This is a genomic window from Bradyrhizobium sp. USDA 4538 (genome assembly GCF_024171045.1).
GTDB lineage: Bacteria > Pseudomonadota > Alphaproteobacteria > Rhizobiales > Xanthobacteraceae > Bradyrhizobium > Bradyrhizobium australafricanum.
In genome coordinates, this window is record NZ_JALJZE010000001.1 from 6,110,997 (window position 1) to 6,130,322 (window position 19,326).

The 19,326-nt window shown below is 64.9% G+C and carries 15 protein-coding genes; 12 read left to right on the plus strand and 3 right to left on the minus strand.

Features of this window, described 5'->3' with window-relative positions; all coding sequences use genetic code 11:
• Positions 1-177: 177 nt before the first annotated feature.
• Together J2R78_RS27670 and J2R78_RS27675 are read right to left on the minus strand one after the other, a co-directional pair.
• Positions 178-1,263, minus strand: a complete 1,086-nt coding sequence (locus J2R78_RS27670) for an IS4 family transposase (protein ID WP_253604643.1) — start codon at positions 1,261-1,263, stop codon at positions 178-180.
• A 133-nt stretch (positions 1,264-1,396) separates the two neighbouring features.
• Positions 1,397-2,137, minus strand: a complete 741-nt coding sequence (locus J2R78_RS27675) for a FadR/GntR family transcriptional regulator (protein WP_253607579.1) — start codon at positions 2,135-2,137, stop codon at positions 1,397-1,399.
• Between the two features lie 159 nt (positions 2,138-2,296).
• On the opposite strand from J2R78_RS27675, the gene J2R78_RS27680 reads away from it, so the two are divergent.
• The 11 genes from J2R78_RS27680 to J2R78_RS27730 all read left to right on the plus strand — a co-directional run bounded on the left by J2R78_RS27680 (position 2,297) and on the right by J2R78_RS27730 (position 17,157).
• Positions 2,297-3,328 carry a TRAP transporter substrate-binding protein gene (locus J2R78_RS27680; protein WP_253607581.1) on the plus strand — a complete coding sequence of 344 codons (1,032 nt, stop codon included), beginning with the start codon at positions 2,297-2,299 and terminating at the stop codon, positions 3,326-3,328.
• Between the two features lie 9 nt (positions 3,329-3,337).
• Positions 3,338-5,194, plus strand: a complete 1,857-nt coding sequence (locus J2R78_RS27685) for a TRAP transporter large permease subunit (protein WP_253607583.1) — start codon at positions 3,338-3,340, stop codon at positions 5,192-5,194.
• Between the two features lie 12 nt (positions 5,195-5,206).
• Positions 5,207-6,190 carry an NAD(P)-dependent oxidoreductase gene (locus tag J2R78_RS27690; RefSeq protein WP_253607584.1) on the plus strand — a complete coding sequence of 328 codons (984 nt, stop codon included), beginning with the start codon at positions 5,207-5,209 and terminating at the stop codon, positions 6,188-6,190.
• A 161-nt stretch (positions 6,191-6,351) separates the two neighbouring features.
• A complete protein-coding gene (locus tag J2R78_RS27695; RefSeq protein WP_253607585.1) occupies positions 6,352-7,548 on the plus strand; it encodes an ABC transporter substrate-binding protein in 1,197 nt (398 codons plus the stop codon).
• 19 nt (positions 7,549-7,567) lie between these two features.
• On the plus strand, positions 7,568-8,425 hold the full coding sequence (locus J2R78_RS27700) for a branched-chain amino acid ABC transporter permease (protein ID WP_050385417.1): 858 nt from the start codon (positions 7,568-7,570) through the stop codon (positions 8,423-8,425).
• 11 nt (positions 8,426-8,436) lie between these two features.
• A complete protein-coding gene (locus J2R78_RS27705; protein ID WP_253607586.1) occupies positions 8,437-10,224 on the plus strand; it encodes an ATP-binding cassette domain-containing protein in 1,788 nt (595 codons plus the stop codon).
• The gene (locus J2R78_RS27710) at positions 10,205-10,951 is read left to right on the plus strand and encodes an ABC transporter ATP-binding protein (RefSeq protein ID WP_253607587.1); all 747 of its coding nucleotides are present in this window, start codon (positions 10,205-10,207) and stop codon (positions 10,949-10,951) included. Before J2R78_RS27705 ends, J2R78_RS27710 begins: the two co-directional genes overlap by 20 nt.
• A 223-nt stretch (positions 10,952-11,174) precedes the next feature.
• Positions 11,175-14,414, plus strand: a complete 3,240-nt coding sequence (locus J2R78_RS27715; protein WP_375167066.1) for an AAA family ATPase — start codon at positions 11,175-11,177, stop codon at positions 14,412-14,414.
• Positions 14,415-14,454: 40 nt separating this feature from the next.
• Complete coding sequence (locus tag J2R78_RS27720; RefSeq protein WP_253607590.1) at positions 14,455-15,096, plus strand: hypothetical protein; 642 nt, start codon at positions 14,455-14,457, stop codon at positions 15,094-15,096.
• On the plus strand, positions 15,056-15,694 hold the full coding sequence (locus tag J2R78_RS27725) for a hypothetical protein (protein WP_253607591.1): 639 nt from the start codon (positions 15,056-15,058) through the stop codon (positions 15,692-15,694). The genes J2R78_RS27720 and J2R78_RS27725 overlap by 41 nt, the downstream gene beginning before the upstream one ends.
• A gap of 170 nt (positions 15,695-15,864) precedes the next feature.
• Complete coding sequence (locus J2R78_RS27730) at positions 15,865-17,157, plus strand: MFS transporter (protein ID WP_253607592.1); 1,293 nt, start codon at positions 15,865-15,867, stop codon at positions 17,155-17,157.
• Between the two features lie 4 nt (positions 17,158-17,161).
• Here the strand turns inward: J2R78_RS27730 and J2R78_RS27735 are convergent, their stop codons facing one another.
• Positions 17,162-17,773, minus strand: coding sequence for a TetR/AcrR family transcriptional regulator (locus J2R78_RS27735; protein WP_028342330.1), 612 nt, complete (start codon positions 17,771-17,773; stop codon positions 17,162-17,164).
• A gap of 157 nt (positions 17,774-17,930) precedes the next feature.
• Here J2R78_RS27735 and J2R78_RS27740 point away from each other — a divergent pair, with 157 nt between their 5' ends.
• Positions 17,931-19,163, plus strand: coding sequence for a cytochrome P450 (locus J2R78_RS27740; RefSeq protein WP_225643645.1), 1,233 nt, complete (start codon positions 17,931-17,933; stop codon positions 19,161-19,163).
• Positions 19,164-19,326: the final 163 nt, after the last annotated feature.

Genomic DNA, 19,326 nt, shown 5'->3' on the forward strand with positions numbered 1-19,326 from the left:
GGCGCTAAGATAGTTTGATCATAGTCTGATAGTGGCGCTTATGTCTGGGTGGCTCGCGTAGATGTCGCCGGAGAGCGTGACTGGCTCTGCAGAGTAGAGCGATTGCGGGCTGTGGAATGATCGCTTGCCGTAGCGAAGCTACGAGCTGGCGCAGCAGACGCCACGTCACTGGGTGGGTCAGGCGGCGTCGGCCAAGCGGGGAGAGTCTTCGAGTTCGTCGACGAGCGGCTCGAGCAATAGAATGATCAGCAGATGAGCGAGGATATGGGGTCTGGCGGACCGCTCGTCGGTTCCGGGAGGTCCCTTCAGGCCAATCAGGCTTTTCAGCCGCTTGAAGCCGAGCTCAATGCGCCATCGCAGCCGATAGAGGGCGAGGATATCTGCAGTCGTGAAGTCCTCTGGCCTGAGTGAGGTCACCAGGATCACCCAATCTGCGGCGTCAAGTGTTTGCCTGGAGAGCTGATGACCTCCCTTTTGTGCAGTCCGGCGCGCCTTGCGTCGCGCAGCCGCAGCAGCTTGCGCCGGCTTCTTCGCGGCAACCAGACGCACTGCGAGCGGCGGCGCACCTGACTTGCGCTTTATCCAAATCGGCCGATCGATCAGGCCACGCGCCGAGGCGTTGCGCAGTTCGGCAGTGAGGTCAACAAGATTACCTTCGGCATCGAGCCAGCGCGCGCTCTTCCAGCCGGCCCGGATCACGAAGTCCGCATCGGCATCGACGAGATGCGCCATGCGCTCCGGTTGCAGATAGGCGCGATCGGCAAGACGGATCTCACCGGCAACCGCCGGTATCCGATCCAGCGTCTCGCCCGCTCGCTGATCGGTCAGTTCGAAGTGACCAAAGCGCTCCTGCGGAAGATCGAACGCGCTATGGATACGCCACACTGCGTTCTTGTTCCTGCCGCTCGTCCCAGCCTTGGGGACCGTCGTGGCGTCAACAATACGGATCAGACGACCGCGGCTCGCCTTCGGCGCCGCGGCGGCAAGCGCCTGCTCGACCAAGATTGCCAGCCAATCTCCGCACTGACGTAAGCGATACAACAGAGCCACGTTGGAGATATCGACAAGCCCAACCGACGTGGCCCATGCCGCCGTCAACCGCAGCCCTTTCTCACCAAGGCAATAAGCCAAGATCAGGCGCAGCAAGTCGACCGCATTGCTGATCTCCCGCGGACGGACAAACGCCTTCGTCTTGCGCGCGCTAATGTTCAGAGCCTCGGCTCCGCCAAGTCGGGCGACAACGCGCGCCCAATCTTTGTTCACAAGCGATTCGTGTGCCATTCCATCTTGGAATCACAAGCGAATCCAAGGCGCAAATCCTATTTTAGCGCCTATGGGCTTTCGCCAGGACGACCATGTGGAAGCAGTGAGCGCATCACGACCGCAGTCACCAACATCATCGGCGCTTGGCTGGACGTGGCGTGTCGAACTCCCGGCCACGAATGCGCACCAGGTCGTCGGCGGAATTCGTCAGCAGCACGACCGTGGCTGTGCGCGCCGTCTCCGCATCTCCGGCGGCGATCGCGTCCAGCACCGCGCGGTGCTCGCGCAGCGCCCGCGGACGGTGCGAGCCCGGCGCTGCGATCGTAAAGCTCTGGCGCAGCGTGATCTCGAACATCTGCGCGATCGGCCAGAAGAATTCGTTGCGGGTGGCGAAATAGATCGCCTGGTGGAACGCAATGTCGGCGGCGACGAACTCCTCGTTGGTCTCTGCCGCGTCCATGCCATCGCATCCGGCGCGGATGCGGGCGATGTCGACCTCCTCGGCATGGGTCGCCGCGAGCGCTGCCGCGGCCGGCTCGACCGCGGCGCGCAGCTGGAACAGCTTGGCGAGGTAACGGTCGATCTCCGCGGTCTCGAGGTGCCAGCGCAGCACGTCGGGATCGAGCTGATTCCACTGCTCGGGCGGCCGAACCCGCGTGCCGCTCTTGGGCCGCGACTCGATCAGGCCCTTGCCGGTCAAGGTGCGGATCGCCTCGCGCACCACGGTGCGGCTGACGTCCATCATCTCGCAGATCCGGATTTCCGGCGGCAGCGTTTCGCCGACGCCGATCTCGCCGCGCACGATGCTGCTGCCGACGCGGTCGGTGACCTGGCTGTGCACGCTCCGACGCAACGCGTTGGATGTCTGGAACATCGAGGGCCTCGCTGCGGTTGCAGCCTGCGCCGCCGCCGAGCCGCGCCCTTGCACAACCGTATCCGTTTTGTCATACATTATGACAAATCGGCTGCCAAGCTCACGCCGTCAGGCGGGTGGCCAACACAATAAAGATCCGTCCCCGGGAGGAGCACCATCATGACGTCGAACCGCGTGAGCCGCCGCATTGTGCTGCAGTCGTCGGTCGCAGCGACCGCGTGGCTTGCCGCCGCGCCCGCCATCATCGGCCGCGCCGAGGCTGCGGTGATGAAAATGCGATGCTCGTCGTCGCTTCCGAACGATCCCAAATACGCCAATGGCCGCGTCTACTACGACAATCTGGTCAAGAGTCTGAAGGCGAACGGACTCGGCGAGCAGATCGAGGTCACCTTCTTCCCCGACAACCAGCTCGGCCAGGAGATCGACGTCATCAACTCGGTGAAGCTAGGGGTGATCGACCTGATGGTGTCCGGCTCGTCGATCTCGGCGAATCTCGTGCCGCTGGTCGGCACCTTCGACCTCGGTTACCTCTTCACCAGCTTCCAGCAGCAAACCAAGGCGTTCGACGCCGGCGCGGCGAAGCCGATCGAGGCTGCGCTGCTCAAGGGCGCCGGCATTCACATCATCGGCTGGGCCTATAATTTCGGCGCGCGCAGCGTGCTGGCGAAGAAACCGGTGAAGACGCCGGAGGATCTCGCCGGCCTGAAAATCCGCACCTTGCCCAATCCGATCATCACCGAATGCCTGCGGCTGATGGGGGCCGCCGCGACGCCGCTGGCGTTCGGCGAGATCTATACGGCGCTGCAGGCCGGCGTGCTCGACGGCCTCGAACACGATCCGCCGACCATCCTCGCCAGCAAGTTCTACGAGACCGCGAAGCACTACGCGCTGACCCAGCACATCTTCTCGCCGCTCGCGGTCTATTTCAGCGACACCAGCTTCAACCGCATGGCTCCCAAGCTGCGGGAAGGCTTTCTCGACGCGGCGAACAAGGCCGCGATCGACACCCGCGCGCACGGCCTTGCGGTGGAAAAGGAGGCGCTGGCGGCGCTGGTGGAGAAGGGCGTCACCGTCGTCGAATGCGACAAGGAGGCATACCGCAAGCGCGTGCTGCCGCAGACCGACAATTTCATCAAGGCGCGGCCCGAGGCCAAGGCCGTCGTCGACCTGATCCGCGCCACCCAGGCCTGAGGTCGGCGCATGTCAGTCGCCGCAGTCGAGGCGAGAAGCAGCGCTGATCGGATTACGGCGCCGCTGCTTGCCGTCAGTGATGCGACCGCCGCGCTCCTGCTTGCCGCCGATCTCGTGGTGGTCTGCGTCTCGGTGCTGGCCCGCTTCCTGTTCAATGCGCCGGTCGAATGGTCCGACGACGTCGCCCGCGGCCTGATGGTCGGGTCGAGCTTCTTCGGCGCGGCAAGCGCGCTCGCCCGCAGCGAGAATCTCGGCGTCGCCTTCTTCGTCAACATGCTGCCGCCGGGCGTGCGGCGGGTGGTCGACGCGGTCGGTGCGCTGCTTGTCACCATCATTGCCGGCTATGTCGCGTTCAACGCCGTCAAGATGGGCTGGCTGACCACCGGTCAGACTTCCGGCTCCGGCCTGCCGCTGGAATGGACATTCTATCCAATGGGCGTCGGCGCGGCGTTTATGACGATCTTCGCGTTCGAGACGTTCTGTGGCCGGCCGCTGCGCGACATGACGGTGGCCATCGTCGCGACTGCCGTCATCGTGGGTCTCTATCTCGCTTGGGATGCATTCGCACCATCGTCCGTACCGTCATCGCAAACGTTGATGCTGATCGGCTTCCTCCTCACGCTGTTCGGCGGACTGCCGATCGGTTTTGCGCTGGCGCTGGCGGCGTTGATCTTCATCTGGGTCGAGGGCACGCTGCCCGGCGTGATCTTCGCCCAGCAGATGGCGCGCGGCATCGACAATTTCGTGCTGCTCGCGATCCCGTTCTTCATCCTGGTCGGCTACCTGATGGAAGCCAACGGCATGTCGGTCCGGCTGATCGAATTGCTGCAGCGCGCGGTTGGACGGATGCGCGGCGGGCTCAACGTCGTCATGGTGATGTCGATGGTGCTGTTCTCCGGCATCTCGGGCTCCAAGATGGCCGACGTTGCCGCGGTCGGCTCGGTGCTGATCCCGGCGGCGCGCCGCTCGCGGCAGAACCCGGGCGGAGCGGTGGCGCTGCTCGCCGCCTCCGCTGTCATGGCGGAGACCATTCCGCCCTGCATCAACCTCATCATCCTCGGCTTCGTCGCCAACCTGTCGATCGGCGGACTGTTCGTCGCCGGCATGTTGCCGGCCGCGCTGATGGCGCTGGCGCTGATCGCGGTGTCGATCATCTTCGGCAAGCGCCCCGCGGCGAACGTGGAAGCCGAGCCGCGCGCCGCGGTATCGGGGCTCTGGACCGGTGCGATCGCCTCGTTCGGGCTGATCTTCATGATCTTCTTCGGCTTCAAGAGCGGCTTTGCCACCGCGACCGAAATCTCCGCCTTCGCCGCGGTCTACGCCATCGCCGTCGGCAGCCTGCTGTTCCGCGAGCTCGGCGCGAAGAGCCTCGCGCACTGCTTCGTCCAATCGGCTGTTCGTTCGGGGCTGGTGCTGTTCATCGTCGCCGCGGCGCAGTCACTGGCCTTCATCCTGACGCTGCAGCAGGTGCCGCATGCCGTCGGCGACCTCATGCTGGCGATCTCGGGCAGCCACGGCGTCTGGCTGTTCATGCTGCTGTCGATCCTGGTGCTGGTGGTGATGGGCTCGGTGCTCGAAGGCGCCGCGGCGCTGATCATTTTCGGCCCGCTGCTGCTGCCGGTTGCCGTCAAGCTCGGCATCGATCCGCTGCATTTCGGCGTCGTGCTTGTGATCGCGATGGGGCTCGGGCTCTTTGCTCCGCCACTCGGCCTTGGGCTCTACGGCGCCTGCCTGATCGGCAACGTGCCGATCGAGCAGACCATCAAGCCGATCGCGGGCTATCTCGGCCTGCTGTTGCTGTGCCTGCTGGTGATCGCCTTCGTGCCGGCGATCAGCACGGCCTTGCCGCATGCGCTCGGCTATTAGGGGAGTAGGATCGTGAAGGTGCTGCTCGCCCATACCCCGCAGATGCGCCGCGACTATTATGGCGAGCGCAGCCTGAGCGGCCTGCGCGCGGTCGCCGACGTCAAGCTGCACGAAGGCGAGGACGCGCTCGATGCGGCGGTGCTGGTCGAGGCCGCGGCCGATGTCGACATCATCGTCGCTGACCGCATGACGCAGGGGCGAGGGGAGATCTTTCCGCAGCTGCCGAAGTTGCGCGCGTTCGTGCGCTGCGCGGTCGATATCCGCAATATCGACGTGGCCGCGGCCTCCGCCGCCGGCGTGCTGGTGACGCAGGCGAGCGCCGGCTTCGTCCGGTCGGTCGCCGAGCTCGCGCTCGGCTTCATGGTCGATCTGTCGCGCGGCGTCTCGCGCGCCACCGCGGATTATCACGCGGGCAGGGCGCCCGAGGTCGTGATGGGCCGCCAGCTGGCGGGAAGCGCGATCGGCATCATCGGCTATGGCAGCATCGGGCGCTATCTTGCCGGGATCGCAAAAGTGCTCGGCATGAATGTGCTGGTCGCCGATCCCTACGTAACGATCGATGATGCGGCGATCGGGCATCTGCCGCTCGACGATCTGCTGGCGCGCGCCGACTACGTTGTCTGTCTCGCGATCGCCAACGCGCAGACCGAGAACCTGATCGGGCAAGCCGCACTGGCGCGGATGCCGAAGCACGCATTCTTCATCAACCTTTCGCGCGGAAACCTCGTCGACGAGGCGGCGCTGTCGGCCGCGCTGCGCGATGGCCGCATCGCGGGTGCCGCGATAGATGTCGGCCGCGCGCCGGACCAGATGCCGACGCCCGAGCTTGCGAAGCTGCACAATGTGATCGCAACGCCGCATGTCGGCGGCCTGACGCCGCAGGCGATCGAGCATCAGTCGTCGGAGACGGTACGCCAGGTTGCGAAGATCGTTGCCGGCGAGATACCCGTCGGCGCGGTCAATGCCGGCTACTGGACGCGGCGGCCTCGGCCATGAAAGTTTGGCGAAGCCCAATGTCGTCCGCGGGGCTGGACAAGAGCTTCGCATCCGGCCCAGACTTGGCCCGCATAACCGCGGCCCCTGAGCGCGCGGACAATCAATGAACGGACGTCCCGCAACAAACGACGGGCGCCGAGAGGGAAACAGGGAGGCATCACATGGCTATTTCACGCCGTGACGTTTTGTTGGGCAGCGCCGGTGCATTGGGCGCCGCATCATTTTCCTTCCCGGCGCCTGCCATCGCACAGTCGGAACCGATCAAGATCGGCTGTCTCGCGGCGATCACCGGCCCGAGCTCGGCGCCGACCGTCGGCTTCAATCGCGGCGTCAACTTCGCGGTCGACGCCATCAACGGCGCCGGCGGGGTGAAGGGCCGCAAGATCGAGCTCGTGATGCGCGACACCCAGGGCGATCCGACCAAGGCGGTGAACGCCACGCAGGAGCTGATCAGCCAGGCCAAGGTGCACGCGATCTGGGGTCCGCTGAACTCGGGCGAGGCGCTGGCGACGACGCCGATCATGGCGCGCGCCAAGATGCCCGACCTGCACCCTTGCGTCGTCGAGACCCTGATCGACCCGGTCAAGTTCCCCAACGCGTTCCGCATCGCGCCGTCGAACAACCAATGGGACGATGCCGTGCGCAATTACTGTCTCAAGATCCTCAAGGTGAAGAAGGTCGCGGTGATCGGCGACACCACCGGCTATGGCGTCACCGCGGTCGGCGCTTCCGTCGCGGCGTTCAAGAAGGATGGCGCCGAGGTAGCCTATCAGGCCAATATCGACGCCACGCAGCCCGACATGACGCCGGACATGCTGCGCACCAAGAATGCCGGCGCGGAAGCGATCGTGGTGTGGAGCGTCTCGACCGGTATGGAGGCGCGCATGTTCAACACCCGCGCCGCGATGAACTGGGACGTGCCTTTCGTCGGTCATCCCTCGATGGCGTCGGGCGAGCTTGCGAGCCTGGTCGCCAAGCCGGAGAACTGGAAGAAGGTCTACGCGATCGGCTACAAGAGCTGCAGCTATGACGGCGCCGGCAAGCTGCCGCCGAAGAGCGCGGACCTGGTCGCGCGCCTGACCAAGGCCAACATCGCGCTGAACGACACGCTGTTGTGGTGGGTCGCAGGCGGCATCGATTGCATCGAGCTGATCGCCAAGGCGGTCGCCGAAAGCGGCTCGACCGACAGCGCCGGCATCATCAAGTACTGGAACACGCTGTCGACCTATCCTGGCTATTTCGGCAATTATCGCTTCTCGCCGACCGAGCACAACGGCTACCTGACCGAAGAGATCGTGATGTCGGAAGCCTCTACCGCCAAGGACGGCACCTTCGCGCTGGCGCCGGGGTATACATAGAAGGGCGAGGGCACAGCCGATGCTGGCCTCGATCCTTGCATCCGGTCTCGCGGCGGGCGCGATCTACGCGCTCGTCGGCGTCACCTACAACACGATGTTCTCGACCTCGCGGGTGATGAGCTTCACCGCCGGCCAGCTGGCGATGCTGGGCGGCGTGTTCGGCTCGATGTTCACGCTGAAGCTCGGCCTGCCCATTGCCGTCGGCTTCGTGCTGACGCTGCTCTGCTGCGCGGTGATCGGAATCATCACCGAATTCGTCGCGGTGCGGCCGGTGCTCAAGAGCCTCGACCAGCATCTCTATGTGCTCTCGACCCTCGCGGTCGCGCTGATGATCCAGCAAATCACCGCGATCAAATGGGGCACCGAGCCGCAACCGTTCCCGCGCATCGCAGGATTCGGCGAGGGCGTCCTCGACGAGAAATTCTGGCTGCCGGTCCTCGCCTGCGCCGTCACCATTGTCGGCCTTGAATATCTCTACCGCCGCACCCTGGTCGGCCGCGCGTTCCTGGCCATCGCCGAGGATAATTTTGCGGCGCGGGCGCTCGGCCTGCCTGAGCGCAATCTGCGGGTCGCGAGCTACGCGCTTGCCGGCGTGGTCGGCGGCATCGCCGGGTTTTCCGGCGGCCAGTTGCTGCTCGCCTTCTTCGCCAACGGCGCGCTGCTCAACTTCTACGGCTTCGTGCCGGTGGCGCTGGGCGGGCTCGGCAATAACAGAGGCGCGATCATCGGCGGGCTGGCGCTCGGCCTGTTCCAGCAGGCGGCGAACTTCCTGGTCGGCGGCATCTTCTCCTCGGTCGCGGTGTTCACGCTGTTCATCGTGGTGCTGCTCGCCGCGCCGCAAGGACTGTTCGGCGCCTCGACCGCGCGGAGGGTGTGATGGAGTCGGTCGTGGCCACTCCGTCCCGAGCCGACAGCGGCGTGTGGCGCGCCGCGCTGCCGCACGTCCTGCCGTTCCTCGGCATTCTGGTCGCGGCGGTGCTGCTGCCGTTTGTCAGCAACGATTACTGGGTGCTGATCGGCACCCGCATGGCGATCTACTGGGTGCTGGTGTCGGGCCTCAATCTGGTGGTCGGCTTCGCCGGTCACCTTGCGATCGGCTATGTCGCGCTGCTGACGCTCGGCGCCTACACGACGAGCGTGCTGGTTGCCGGCAACGTGATGCCGGCGCTTCCGGTATTCGTCGCCTTGCCGATCGCCGGCCTGATCGGCGCGATCTTCGGCGTGGTGGTCGGTCTGCCGGCGCTGCGCCTGCGTACCTTCTACTTCGCCATGTCGACGCTTGGCTTTGCGACCATCGTGACCCAGATTGCGCTGGCCTGGCAGAGCGTGACCGGCGGCGGCATCGGCATTGCAGGTCCCGAATTCCCGGCGCCGTTCAACACGCCGTGGGGCTTCTACGCCCTCTGCATCGCCTTCGCCGCGCTGACCACCGGGATGAGCGCCAACGTCGCGCGCAGCCGGTTCGGCCGCGCGCTGATCGCGGTGCGCGACGCCGAGGTCGCCGCCGAGGCCAGCGGCATCTCCAAGCCGAAAATGCTGATCGCGATCTTCCTGTTCGCCGGCGCGCTGGCGGCGATCGCCGGCGGATTGTTCGCGACCCTGCAGACCTACATCACGCCTGATGCGTTCACCTTCGATCTCTCGGTGCTGTTCTTCATCGCGATCCTGATCGGCGGCCGCGGCTCGATCCTCGGACCCATGCTCGGCACCATCATCCTGACCATCCTGCCCGAGATCGCGGCGCCGCTCGCGGCGTGGTCGACCTTCCTCTACGCGGTGCTGCTGCTCGTGATCGTGCTGGTGATGCCCGGTGGCATCGCGGCGTTGCTCGATTTCCGCAATCGCCGGCCGCTCGCCAGCAACCGCGCCATCATTCCGCGTCCCGCTGCACTCGCCGACATCGTGCGCCGCAGGGACGGCGGCAAGACGCTGCAGCTGCGCGGCATCGCGCTGAGCTTCGGCAATGTGAAGGCGATCGATGGTCTCGATCTCGATATTGCGCCCGGCGCGATCCACGGGCTGATCGGACCGAACGGCAGCGGCAAGACCACGACGCTCAACGTGATCTCGGGCTATTATGCCGCCAAAGCCGGCACCATGACGCTTGGCGGCGAAGTCCTGGCCGCGGGCCAGCCGGTCAAGCGCGCCGCGTGCGGCATCGCGCGCACCTTCCAGACGCCGCGGGTGATCGGCGAAGCCTCGGTGCTAGAGAACGTCATGATCGGCGGCTCGATCGAGGGCCGTGCCAATTTCGTCGAGGCGATACTCGCACTGCCGCGCAACGGCGCCGACGAGCGTCTGCTCGCGGCCAAGGCGTACGCGCTGCTCGGCGTCGTCGGCCTCGAGGCGCTCGCCGACATACGCGCCGATCGCCTGCAGCACAGCGAATTGCGCTTCATCGAGATCGCGCGGGCGCTGATGCTCGATCCGGACTTCCTGCTGCTCGATGAGCCCGCCGCGGGTCTCTCCAATGACGAGATCGAGCGGCTCGCCAGCCTGATCAAGGCGGTCTGTGGCCGCGGTACCGGTGTGCTGCTGGTCGAGCACCATGCCGATCTGATCTTCGATATCTGCCACCAGGTCACCGTGCTCAATCTGGGCCGGACGCTGGCGGCGGGAACCCCGGCGGAGATCCGCATCCACAAGGAGGTCGTCAGTGCCTATCTCGGCGGCTGAACCGTTGCTCGCGGTCAATGGGCTGCAGTCCGGCTACGGCAAGATCCGTGTGCTGCACGGTATCGACATCAGGATTGCCACCGGCGAGGTCGTGGCGCTGCTCGGGCCCAACGGTGCCGGCAAGACCACGCTGCTGCGCGCGATGTCCGGACTGTTGCCCGTCACTGCCGGACAGGTCCGGTTCGGCGACCGCGACATGACCAACGCCACGCCGCGCGATGCCGCGCGTGCCGGGCTGGTGCATGTGATCGAGGGACATCGCGTGTTCACGCAGATCTCGGTGACCGACAATTTGCTGCTTGCCGGCTATGACCTGCCGCGCGCCGAGCGCGCCGTGCGCATCGAGGAGGCATTGGCGTTCTTTCCCGAAATCGCCGAGAAGCGGCATGAACGCGGCGGCGCGCTGTCGGGCGGGCAGCAGCAGATGCTGACGGTGGCGCAGGGCCTGGTCCGCCGGCCGCGGCTGTTGATGCTCGACGAGCCGTCCGCCGGACTGTCGCCGGTGCTGGTCGATCGCGTCCTCAACGTCATCGGCCAGCTGCGCGAGCAGGGCATCTCCGTGCTGCTGGTCGAGCAGCTCTTGGAGAAGGCGCTCGCCTGTGCCGATCGCGTCTACGCGCTGGTGCAGGGTGCGATCGCGCTGGAGGCGCCGACCGGAGAGAGCGACCTCGCGCATCGGCTCGAGCGCGCCTATTTCGGCCATGAGAGCCACGCGTTGCAGACCTAGCCAATACAACCTGTGTGCTCGACGCCAACGGCGACGCAACTTGTGATCGGATGCGGCGTCGACTGCCGTTTTGGCGCAATCTGCACGTGCGCCATAAAATGGCACGACAGGTGCAGGCGGCTTTGCTAAGCTTCACAGCGATACCCGATTGTGATCATTGTCGCGTTGTTTTTAAGACTTGTTGCGGTTGCCTGCGTCTGCAGCTCTCTTCAAGAGGCCTACGATGCAATGTTTGCGTTGCGGTTGTCAGAACAGGGCGACCAATGAGTATTGCGAAGGGTGCGGGGCCTCTCTCGGAATTACGTGTGAAGCTTGCGGCCACCTGAACGGATCAAGCAGCCGCTTTTGCGGAAAGTGTGGCGCTGCGTTGGCGACGGCGATTGACGCGACCCAGGTTCAGCCGTCGCACAAGCATGCCCTGAGGAGCCTGCATGCCAAGGGCGGGGAGCGGAAGCGCCTCACGATCCTTTTCGCTGATATCAGCAACTCGACGGGCATCATCGATAGCCTCGGAGATCCCGAACTGGGCATGCGGCGCTTGCAGCCGGTGCTCGACCTGATGAACGAGGCGGTTCACCGCTACGGCGGCGTCGTCAACAAGGCCCAAGGCGACGGCGTCATGGCGATGTTCGGCGCCCCGCAGCCTCATGAGGATCACGCCGTTCGGGGCTGTCTCGCGGCGTTGGCGATGCAGGATGACGTCAAGCGGCTGCATGACGTCGATATGCAAATCCGCGTCGGCGTCCACACCGGTGAGGTCGTCTTCCAGGCCATCGAGCACGGCATCTATCAAACCTATGATGCCGCGGGCGCGAACGTGCACCTCGCCAGTCGACTGGAGCACCTTGCCGAGCCCGGCACCATTCTGGTCTCGAGGGAAACCTACGCTGTCGCGAAGCAGTTCGTGGAGGTGGAGTCGCTTGGAGAGCAGGCCATTCGGGGGCTCGCGGCTCCCGTCGAGGTGCTCAGGCTGAGGGGCCTTCAGCATGCGCCGTCGAGCGGTGTGTTCCGGACCGGACGACGGTTGAGTCCCTTGACCGGCCGCGCCGACGAGTTTGCGGCGCTGACGGCTGAACTCGAGAACACCCGCAAGGGAGATGGCCGGGTGATCGGTGTCGTCGGCGAAGCCGGCATTGGAAAGAGTCGCCTTTGCTTCGAATTTGCCGAGAGTTGTCGCAGCAAGGGCATCCGCGTCTTCGAGGCGCGTGTGCTCGCGCACGGCCGCGCAACGCCGTTTCAGCCGGTGCTGGCGCTGCTTCGGGATATTTTCGGCCTTCGCATCAAGGAGGAAGCGCCGGACGTTTCGCGCCGCCGTATCTTCGACCGGCTGGCGGCGATGCCGGTCTCCGATCATCTGGCACCCGTGCTGCTGGAATTCCTCGGTCTGGCGGACCCGCACCAGCCCGCGCCGAAACTGGATCCCAAGGCCCGCAAGGCCCAATTGCTCGATTTCGTCGGCGAACTGGTACGCGCCGCACCTCGTGACAATGTGACGGTCGTCCTGATCGACGATCTGCACTGGATCGATCCGGCGAGCGAGGAGTTTGTCGAGGCCCTTGCCGACGCCGTGGTCGGAACCACGACGATGCTGCTGGTCAATTTCAGGGCCGGATTGAGCGCGCCGCTGATGCAGCGGTCGCATTATCGGCAGATCAACATGGCTCCGCTTGGGCCCGCGGAGGCGCAATCGATCTTGCGCGATCATTTTGGTACCGACCCGTCGCTGGCGCTGTTGAGCCGGAACATCGTCGAGCGCGCGCACGGCAATCCGTTCTTCCTGGAAGAGCTCATGAGCGCCCTCGTCGAGCGCGGCGACTTCGAGGGCGAGAAGGGCGCGTACCGGCTGAAGGGCGGCATCGACACAATCCCGCTTCCGACGACCGTGCAGGCCGTGGTCGCGGCGCGCATCGATCGCCTCGACGAACACGCAAAAAGAGCCCTCGAGGTCGCTTCGGTTGCCGGGCGCGAGATTTCGTTGTCGGTTCTCGATGCCGTTGCCGGACTGGCGAAGGCCGAGTTGCTGGAAGCCGTGGGACATTTGCGACGCGCCGAATTGCTCTACGACGTGCCTCCCTTCGAGCAGCGGCTGATCGCGTTTCGTCATCCGCTGATCCAGGAAGTCGCTTATCTGTCGCTGTTGCACGAGCGGCGCCGCGAGCTTCACGCGGCCGTCGCGCAGGCGATCGAGAAGCTGTTCAAGGATCGCGCCGAGGAACGGGCGTCGCTTCTCGCCTACCATTGGGAGCATGCCGGCGAACATTTGAAGGCGGCGCAGCAGCACATGCGTGCGGCGGTCTGGGTCGGCGCGAACGATCCCAGTCAGGCCTTGCGGAGCTGGAAGAAGGTGCGTGAACTGCTGACGCACCAGCCTCCGTCGCAAATGACCGACTATCTGAAGATGATGGCCTGTGGCCAGATCGTGAATTTCGGCTGGCGCGAGGGAATTTCCGCCGCCGATGCGCAGGTCTATTTCGAGGAAGCCCGCGGCCTCGCGCTCGCGATGGGGGACCTGCGCGCCAACACGCTGATTCACGCTGCCTACGGCCGGATTTTGGCGAATGGCGGCTCGGCCGACGAATATGTCGAGCGGGTGCTGGAAGCCAAGGCGCTTGCCGACACCGGCACCGACACCAGCGTCCAGGTCACGCTGAAGGCCATTCTCTGTCATGCGCTCCGGCTCTCGGGGCGGATGTCGGAGGCGCTGCAGATGAACTTGGAGGCGGCCGCGCGCGCCTCGGAGATCGTGAAGTCGGACCGGGAGACGCTTGGATTCGACGTCGATGTCTGGTTGACCGCCATGCGCGGGCAGACGCTCGTGATGCTAGGGCGCGGGTCCGAGGCCCGGCCACTGCTCGATCGCGTGCTGCAACTGGATGGCAGCCAGGTCGATGCCATTCACTATGTCATTCCGAGCCTCGCCTATGTCGACCTCGCCTGGTCCGAAGGCGACGTCGGATTGGCCCAGCACCACGCCGATCGCGCCTTCTTGCTCGCGGTCAAAAGCGGCAATCCATATTTGCGCGTCTACGCCCAGGCCAGCCGCGGCCTGTCCCATATGGTGGCAGGCCGGATCACATCATCGATCGAGGATCTGACGGCCGCGCTCGACTTCGCGCGAACCCGCAAGGCCGGCCTCGAAAACGAAGCACGGATTCTCGCCGATCTCGCGAACGCGTATCGGCAGAAAGGAGATGCGGCGGCAGCGTTGTCCGCCGTCGACGAGGCGATTGCGGTTGCGGTCAAGCGGCACGCGCGCATTCCGGAATGCCTTGCCCGATCGGTTCGCGCCGATCTGCTGTTGCGCTCCGGGCGCAGCGATGAGGCCGAGGAGGGCACGAAGGAACTGGACCGCGCGACCGCGCTGCTTCACGAGACCGGCGCGATGATCTTCGCGCCCTTTGTCGGTGGCGCGGGAAAGACGGTCAAAGCGAGTCGAAGTTCGAACGAAGCCAATAATATTTGAATTGCGAGTGAATTTGTTCTGATCCCATTCGGATGATCTCATGTTGTTCGCGAATATGACGGGCGAACCGGTCGGCAAAGGAAGCGCCCGCACGCGCAGGGACGCGCTCCTTTGCGACATCCTTGCCGATTTCAGGCGTGCGTTTCCCGATCTGCTTTTCGAACTCGACGAAGGCAGCGCAACCGTCAATGCCCAGGCCTTCATTCGTGGCAACGACCGCGTCGTGCGGATCTATGGCGGACTGGCTTACCACGCAGCGATGAACGCCGATGGCCTGGTTTTCGCTCTGCTTCACGAGGTCGGACACCATCTATCGAAAGGCGGTCGGCTCGCCGCCAATTCCGAGCTCGGTTGCGAGTGCGCGGCGGACCGCTGGATTCTCGCCAAGGGCGCAGCCCGGCTACGCAAGCAGACCGGGCGCACGCTCTCGATTGAGCGCGCGGTATCGAGCATCGAGCAGTTGACTGCGCTTGCCGCTTGCGGCCTGAGAGCTCGCAAGCGCGGTCCAAGCGTGTGCTGGGCCGATCATTGGCCGAGGCGCAAACATGTACTGGTTCGACCGGAGGCCGCGCCGGCAATTCCGCGGTGCTATCTGTCCGAGTTCTTACGACTGAATCAAATTGCACAAAGGGAGACGACAAATGGGTGCGCTACTTCCCGTCGGCAGCGGTCCCGATGCTGAAATCGTGGACCGGTTGAATGAGCTCTTCAGCGGCAAGGATCTGGCTACTCTTCGCAAGCACAACAAGAAAGAAAAGCTGTTTGATCCGAGCCACAGGTTGCGGCGCGTGGCGTTCCGCATCGGTGCCTATCCGAGCAAGGATTACGGGAAGGATGATGCCAAGCGGAAATGGTTCTTCTTTCTCCATCATGTGCTGCCTCAGGAGACGCAAGAGGCGATCAAGAAGATCCTGGGCGACGCGATGACCCGAACCGCGATCAAGGCGGTGAAGTTCTCGGTCGAGGAAAACAGCGTGGTGACCCATCCGCATCTGTTTCCGAGCAACAACGAGCCGCTCGCGAACTACCTGAATGGGGCCGGTACCGCCTATCTTGTCCATCTGGTCGTGCAAGGGCCGATGGATGACAGCGCCGAAGATCCGCCCGGCGACAACGACCCGGACAGCGGTGAACAGCCGATCGCCTGGCCCGAGCTTTCGCTCCGCAGGCCAACGTTCAGGCGCACCAAATCAGGCGGCGGGAAGCGCGCCGGCAAGAAGAAGGTCGTTGGCAAGAAGAAGGCAGCCAAAAAGTCGGCCAAGCGTCCGCGCAAGCGTTGACGAGGCGGTCACGGCGGTTGATTGTGGCGGCAAGGGTCGACGGATGCGTCGGCCCTTCTGTCTCCAGGTCGTCCTGAATCTGGCTGGTGGCAGCGCCTGCTGCCGGCTGCCCAAGTGTCCGCTACGGCGCCGGTCCAGCCTGTTCCGTTGCGGATGGAATGCTGCGTCCGATGCGACTTCCCTTTTTCTACGGCTGGATCATCGTCGCGGTGACCTTCGTCACCATGGCGATCGGCGTCAACGCGCGTACGGCGTTCTCGCTGTTCTATCCGCCGATCATCTCGGAATTCGGCTGGGAGCGCGGCATCACGGCGGGCGCCTTCTCGTTCGGCTTTGTCGCCTCGGCGATCGCAAGTCCGCTGATCGGCCGGTTGATGGACCGCGGCGGTCCGCGCGCGGTGATGGAGCTTGGCGTGCTCTTGATGGGCTCGGGCCTGCTGCTGGCGCCGCTGACGACGCAGCCCTGGCACCTCTATCTCACGATCGGCGTGCTGGTCGGCGCTGGCAGCGTCTGCCTCGGCTATTCCGGACAATCGTTGTTCGTGCCGAACTGGTTCCTCCGCCGCCGCGGACTTGCGATCGGGCTCGCCTTCGCCGGCGTCGGCATCGGTTCGGTGACGCTGCTGCCGTGGGTGCAGCACATGATCGAGCACACCGGCTGGCGCACCGCCTGCACCGCAATGGGGATCGCGGTGCTGGTCGTGCTGGCGCCGATCAATCTCTTGCTGCACAAGCGGCCGGAGGACATCGGCCTGCAGCCGGACGGCGATGCCGCGCCGACGGCGACGTCAGCCAGGCCGGCATCGAATATCGTCGACCCCGTGTGGGCCGGCACCGACTGGACGCTGTCGCGTGCGCTGCGCACCGCGCGGTTCTGGTGGATCGCGACCGGTTATTTCTGCGGCCTGTACATCTGGTACGCGGTGCAGGTGCATCAGACCAAATTCCTGCTCGACATCGGCTTCAGCTCCAGTGTTAGCGTCTGGGCGCTTGGCGTCGTCAGCCTGCTCGGCATTCCCGGCCAGATCTGGCTCGGGCATCTCTCCGATCGGATCGGCCGCGAATGGGTGTGGGCGATCTCCTGCTTCGGCTTCGTGATCTGCTTCGCCGCGCTCGCCGCCTTGAAATATTGGCCCAACATGGCGCTGATCTATCTCATGGTCTTCACCCAGGGCGCGCTTGGTTATGGCCTGACATCCGTGATGGGCCCGGTCGTGCTGGAGATATTCCAGGGCAAGCATTACGGCAGCATCTTCGGCACGGTGATGCTGGCTGCGCTCGCCGGCGGCGCTGCGGGCCCCTGGATCACCGGCCAGCTCTATGATCTCTCGGGCAGCTATACCAGCGCCTTCCTGCTCGGGATCGCCGTCAGCCTGCTGTCGGCATTTGCGATCTGGCAGGCCTCGCCCCGCAAGGTCCGCGCCGTCGCCGGACAGATGCACAAGGTCGCAAGCGCGGCCTGACGCGTCAGGCCGACGAAACGCCGATGGCGCGCTGCAGGTCGGTGATCGCGCGCAGGCAGCTGTCGGCGGGGGTGGTTTCCGGATCGATCAGGCGGTGCAGGCGGAAACCATCTTCCAGCGCCAGCACGATCGCTCCGGTCCAATCCGGATCGAGTCTGCCGTTCCGGCCGCTGTTCTTCTGCGCAGTCGTGACAATGTCGGCGATCAGCTTGCGCCGCGCGCGCAGACGTTTGGCGAGCTCGGGCCGGCGCTTCTCGGCGCGCGCCACGAACAGGATCATCTCCATGTGCAGGAGAGGGGAGCGGCCGAGCGGATCCTGCCGGCTGCGATCCATGGTGCGCAGCGCCTCAAGGAAGTCGGCCAGGTTGCTGTGCCGGGCGAGCAAGTCGAGATTGCGCCGGATCGATTGCTCGACGTGATCCTCGAGCATCGCGAAGATCAGCTCGTCCTTGCTCTTGAAGTTCGAATAGAAGGCGCCGCGGGTGAAGCCCGCCGCGGCCGCGATCGCCTCGATGCTGGCGCCGCCGATGCCCTGTTCCTCGAACACCCGCGCCGCCGCCTCGAACAGCTTCTCGCAGGTGTCGTCCCGTGTCGGTCTGGTTCGAACCCTTGACATCGGCGCATTTTAGGGCACAATGCAACTCGATACAAGAGTGTATCGAGTTGCATTCGACAGAACCAGAACAGCCGCATCCGTGATGATGCGGTCTTGAGGATGACACCAGGGCACGCCAGCCTTTTAGGCATCGGCGTAGCGAGCGAACGAGGTCACCATGAACGAGCAAGTTCAGCCGGCGAGCGGCGAGCCGCTTTTCAATCCACTGGCGCCTGAATTCATTCGCAATCCCTATCCGTATTACGAGCGGCTGCGCCGCCTCGATCCGATGCATGTCAATGTGCACGGCGCTTTCGTCGCCAGCCGGCACGCCGAGGCGAGCCTCGTGCTGCGCGACAAGCGGTTCGGCAAGGATTTTGCCGAGCGCTCGATCCGCCGCTACGGTCCGAAGATCATGGACGAGCCGGTCTTCCGCAGCATGAGCCACTGGATGCTGCAGCAGGATCCGCCCGACCACACCCGCCTGCGTGGCCTTGTCGTCAAGGCTTTCACCGCGCGGCGGGTCGAGGACATGCGGCCGCGCATCCAGCACGTCGTCGACGAGACGCTCGACCGCATCATTCCGCAAGGCAAGATGGACCTGATCGAGGATTTCGCGTTCCGCCTGCCGGTCACCATCATCTGCGACATGCTCGGCATTCCCGAGGAACACCGCGAGGCCTTCTACAACGGTTCGCGCGATGGCGGCCGCATCCTCGAGCCGGTGCCGCTGACGCCTGAGGAAATCAAGCAGGGCAACGCCGCCAATGCGATGGCGGCGATGTATTTCCATCAGCTGTTCGAGCTGCGCCGCAAGCAGCCCGGCGACGACCTCACCACCCAGCTGGTGCAGGCCGAAGAGGACGGCCAGAAGCTCACCAACGAGGAACTGACCGGCAACATCATCCTGCTGTTCGGCGCCGGCCACGAGACGACCGTGAACCTGATCGGCAACGGCCTGCTGGCGCTGTTCCGCAACCCGGACCAACTCGCGCTGCTGAAGGCCAATCCCGGCCTGATCACCAACGCGATCGAGGAGTTCCTGCGTTACGATTCCTCGGTGCAGCTGACCGGCCGTGTCGCGCTGGAAGACATCGACGACCTCGGTGGCAAGCGCATCCCGAAGGGCGAGAGCGTGCTGTGCCTCCTGGGCTCGGCCAATCACGACGAGGCTGTCTACCCCGATCACCCCGAAAGGCTCGACATCCGGCGGCCGAACGTCAAGCCGCTGTCGTTCGGCGGCGGCATCCATTTCTGCCTCGGCGCCCAGCTGGCGCGGATCGAGGCCGAGATCGCGATCTCGACACTGCTGCGCCGGATTCCCGACCTGCGGCTCGATGACGCGGAAAATCCGGAGTGGCGGCCGACCTTCGTGCTGCGCGGGCTGAAGCGGCTGCCGGCGAGCTGGTGACGTTCCCGCGGGCAGCGATCCGCGGCGGGGCCGGGACACGCACGCTTGAACGGGAAATCAACCATCTGTCCAGAGTCCCAGCAGTAAACCGGCTGTGACTTCGCCGTACTTGTCTCTATATTTGGGTTGCTCCGGCCAGAGGTTGGCAAAGGGTTCAGCATGA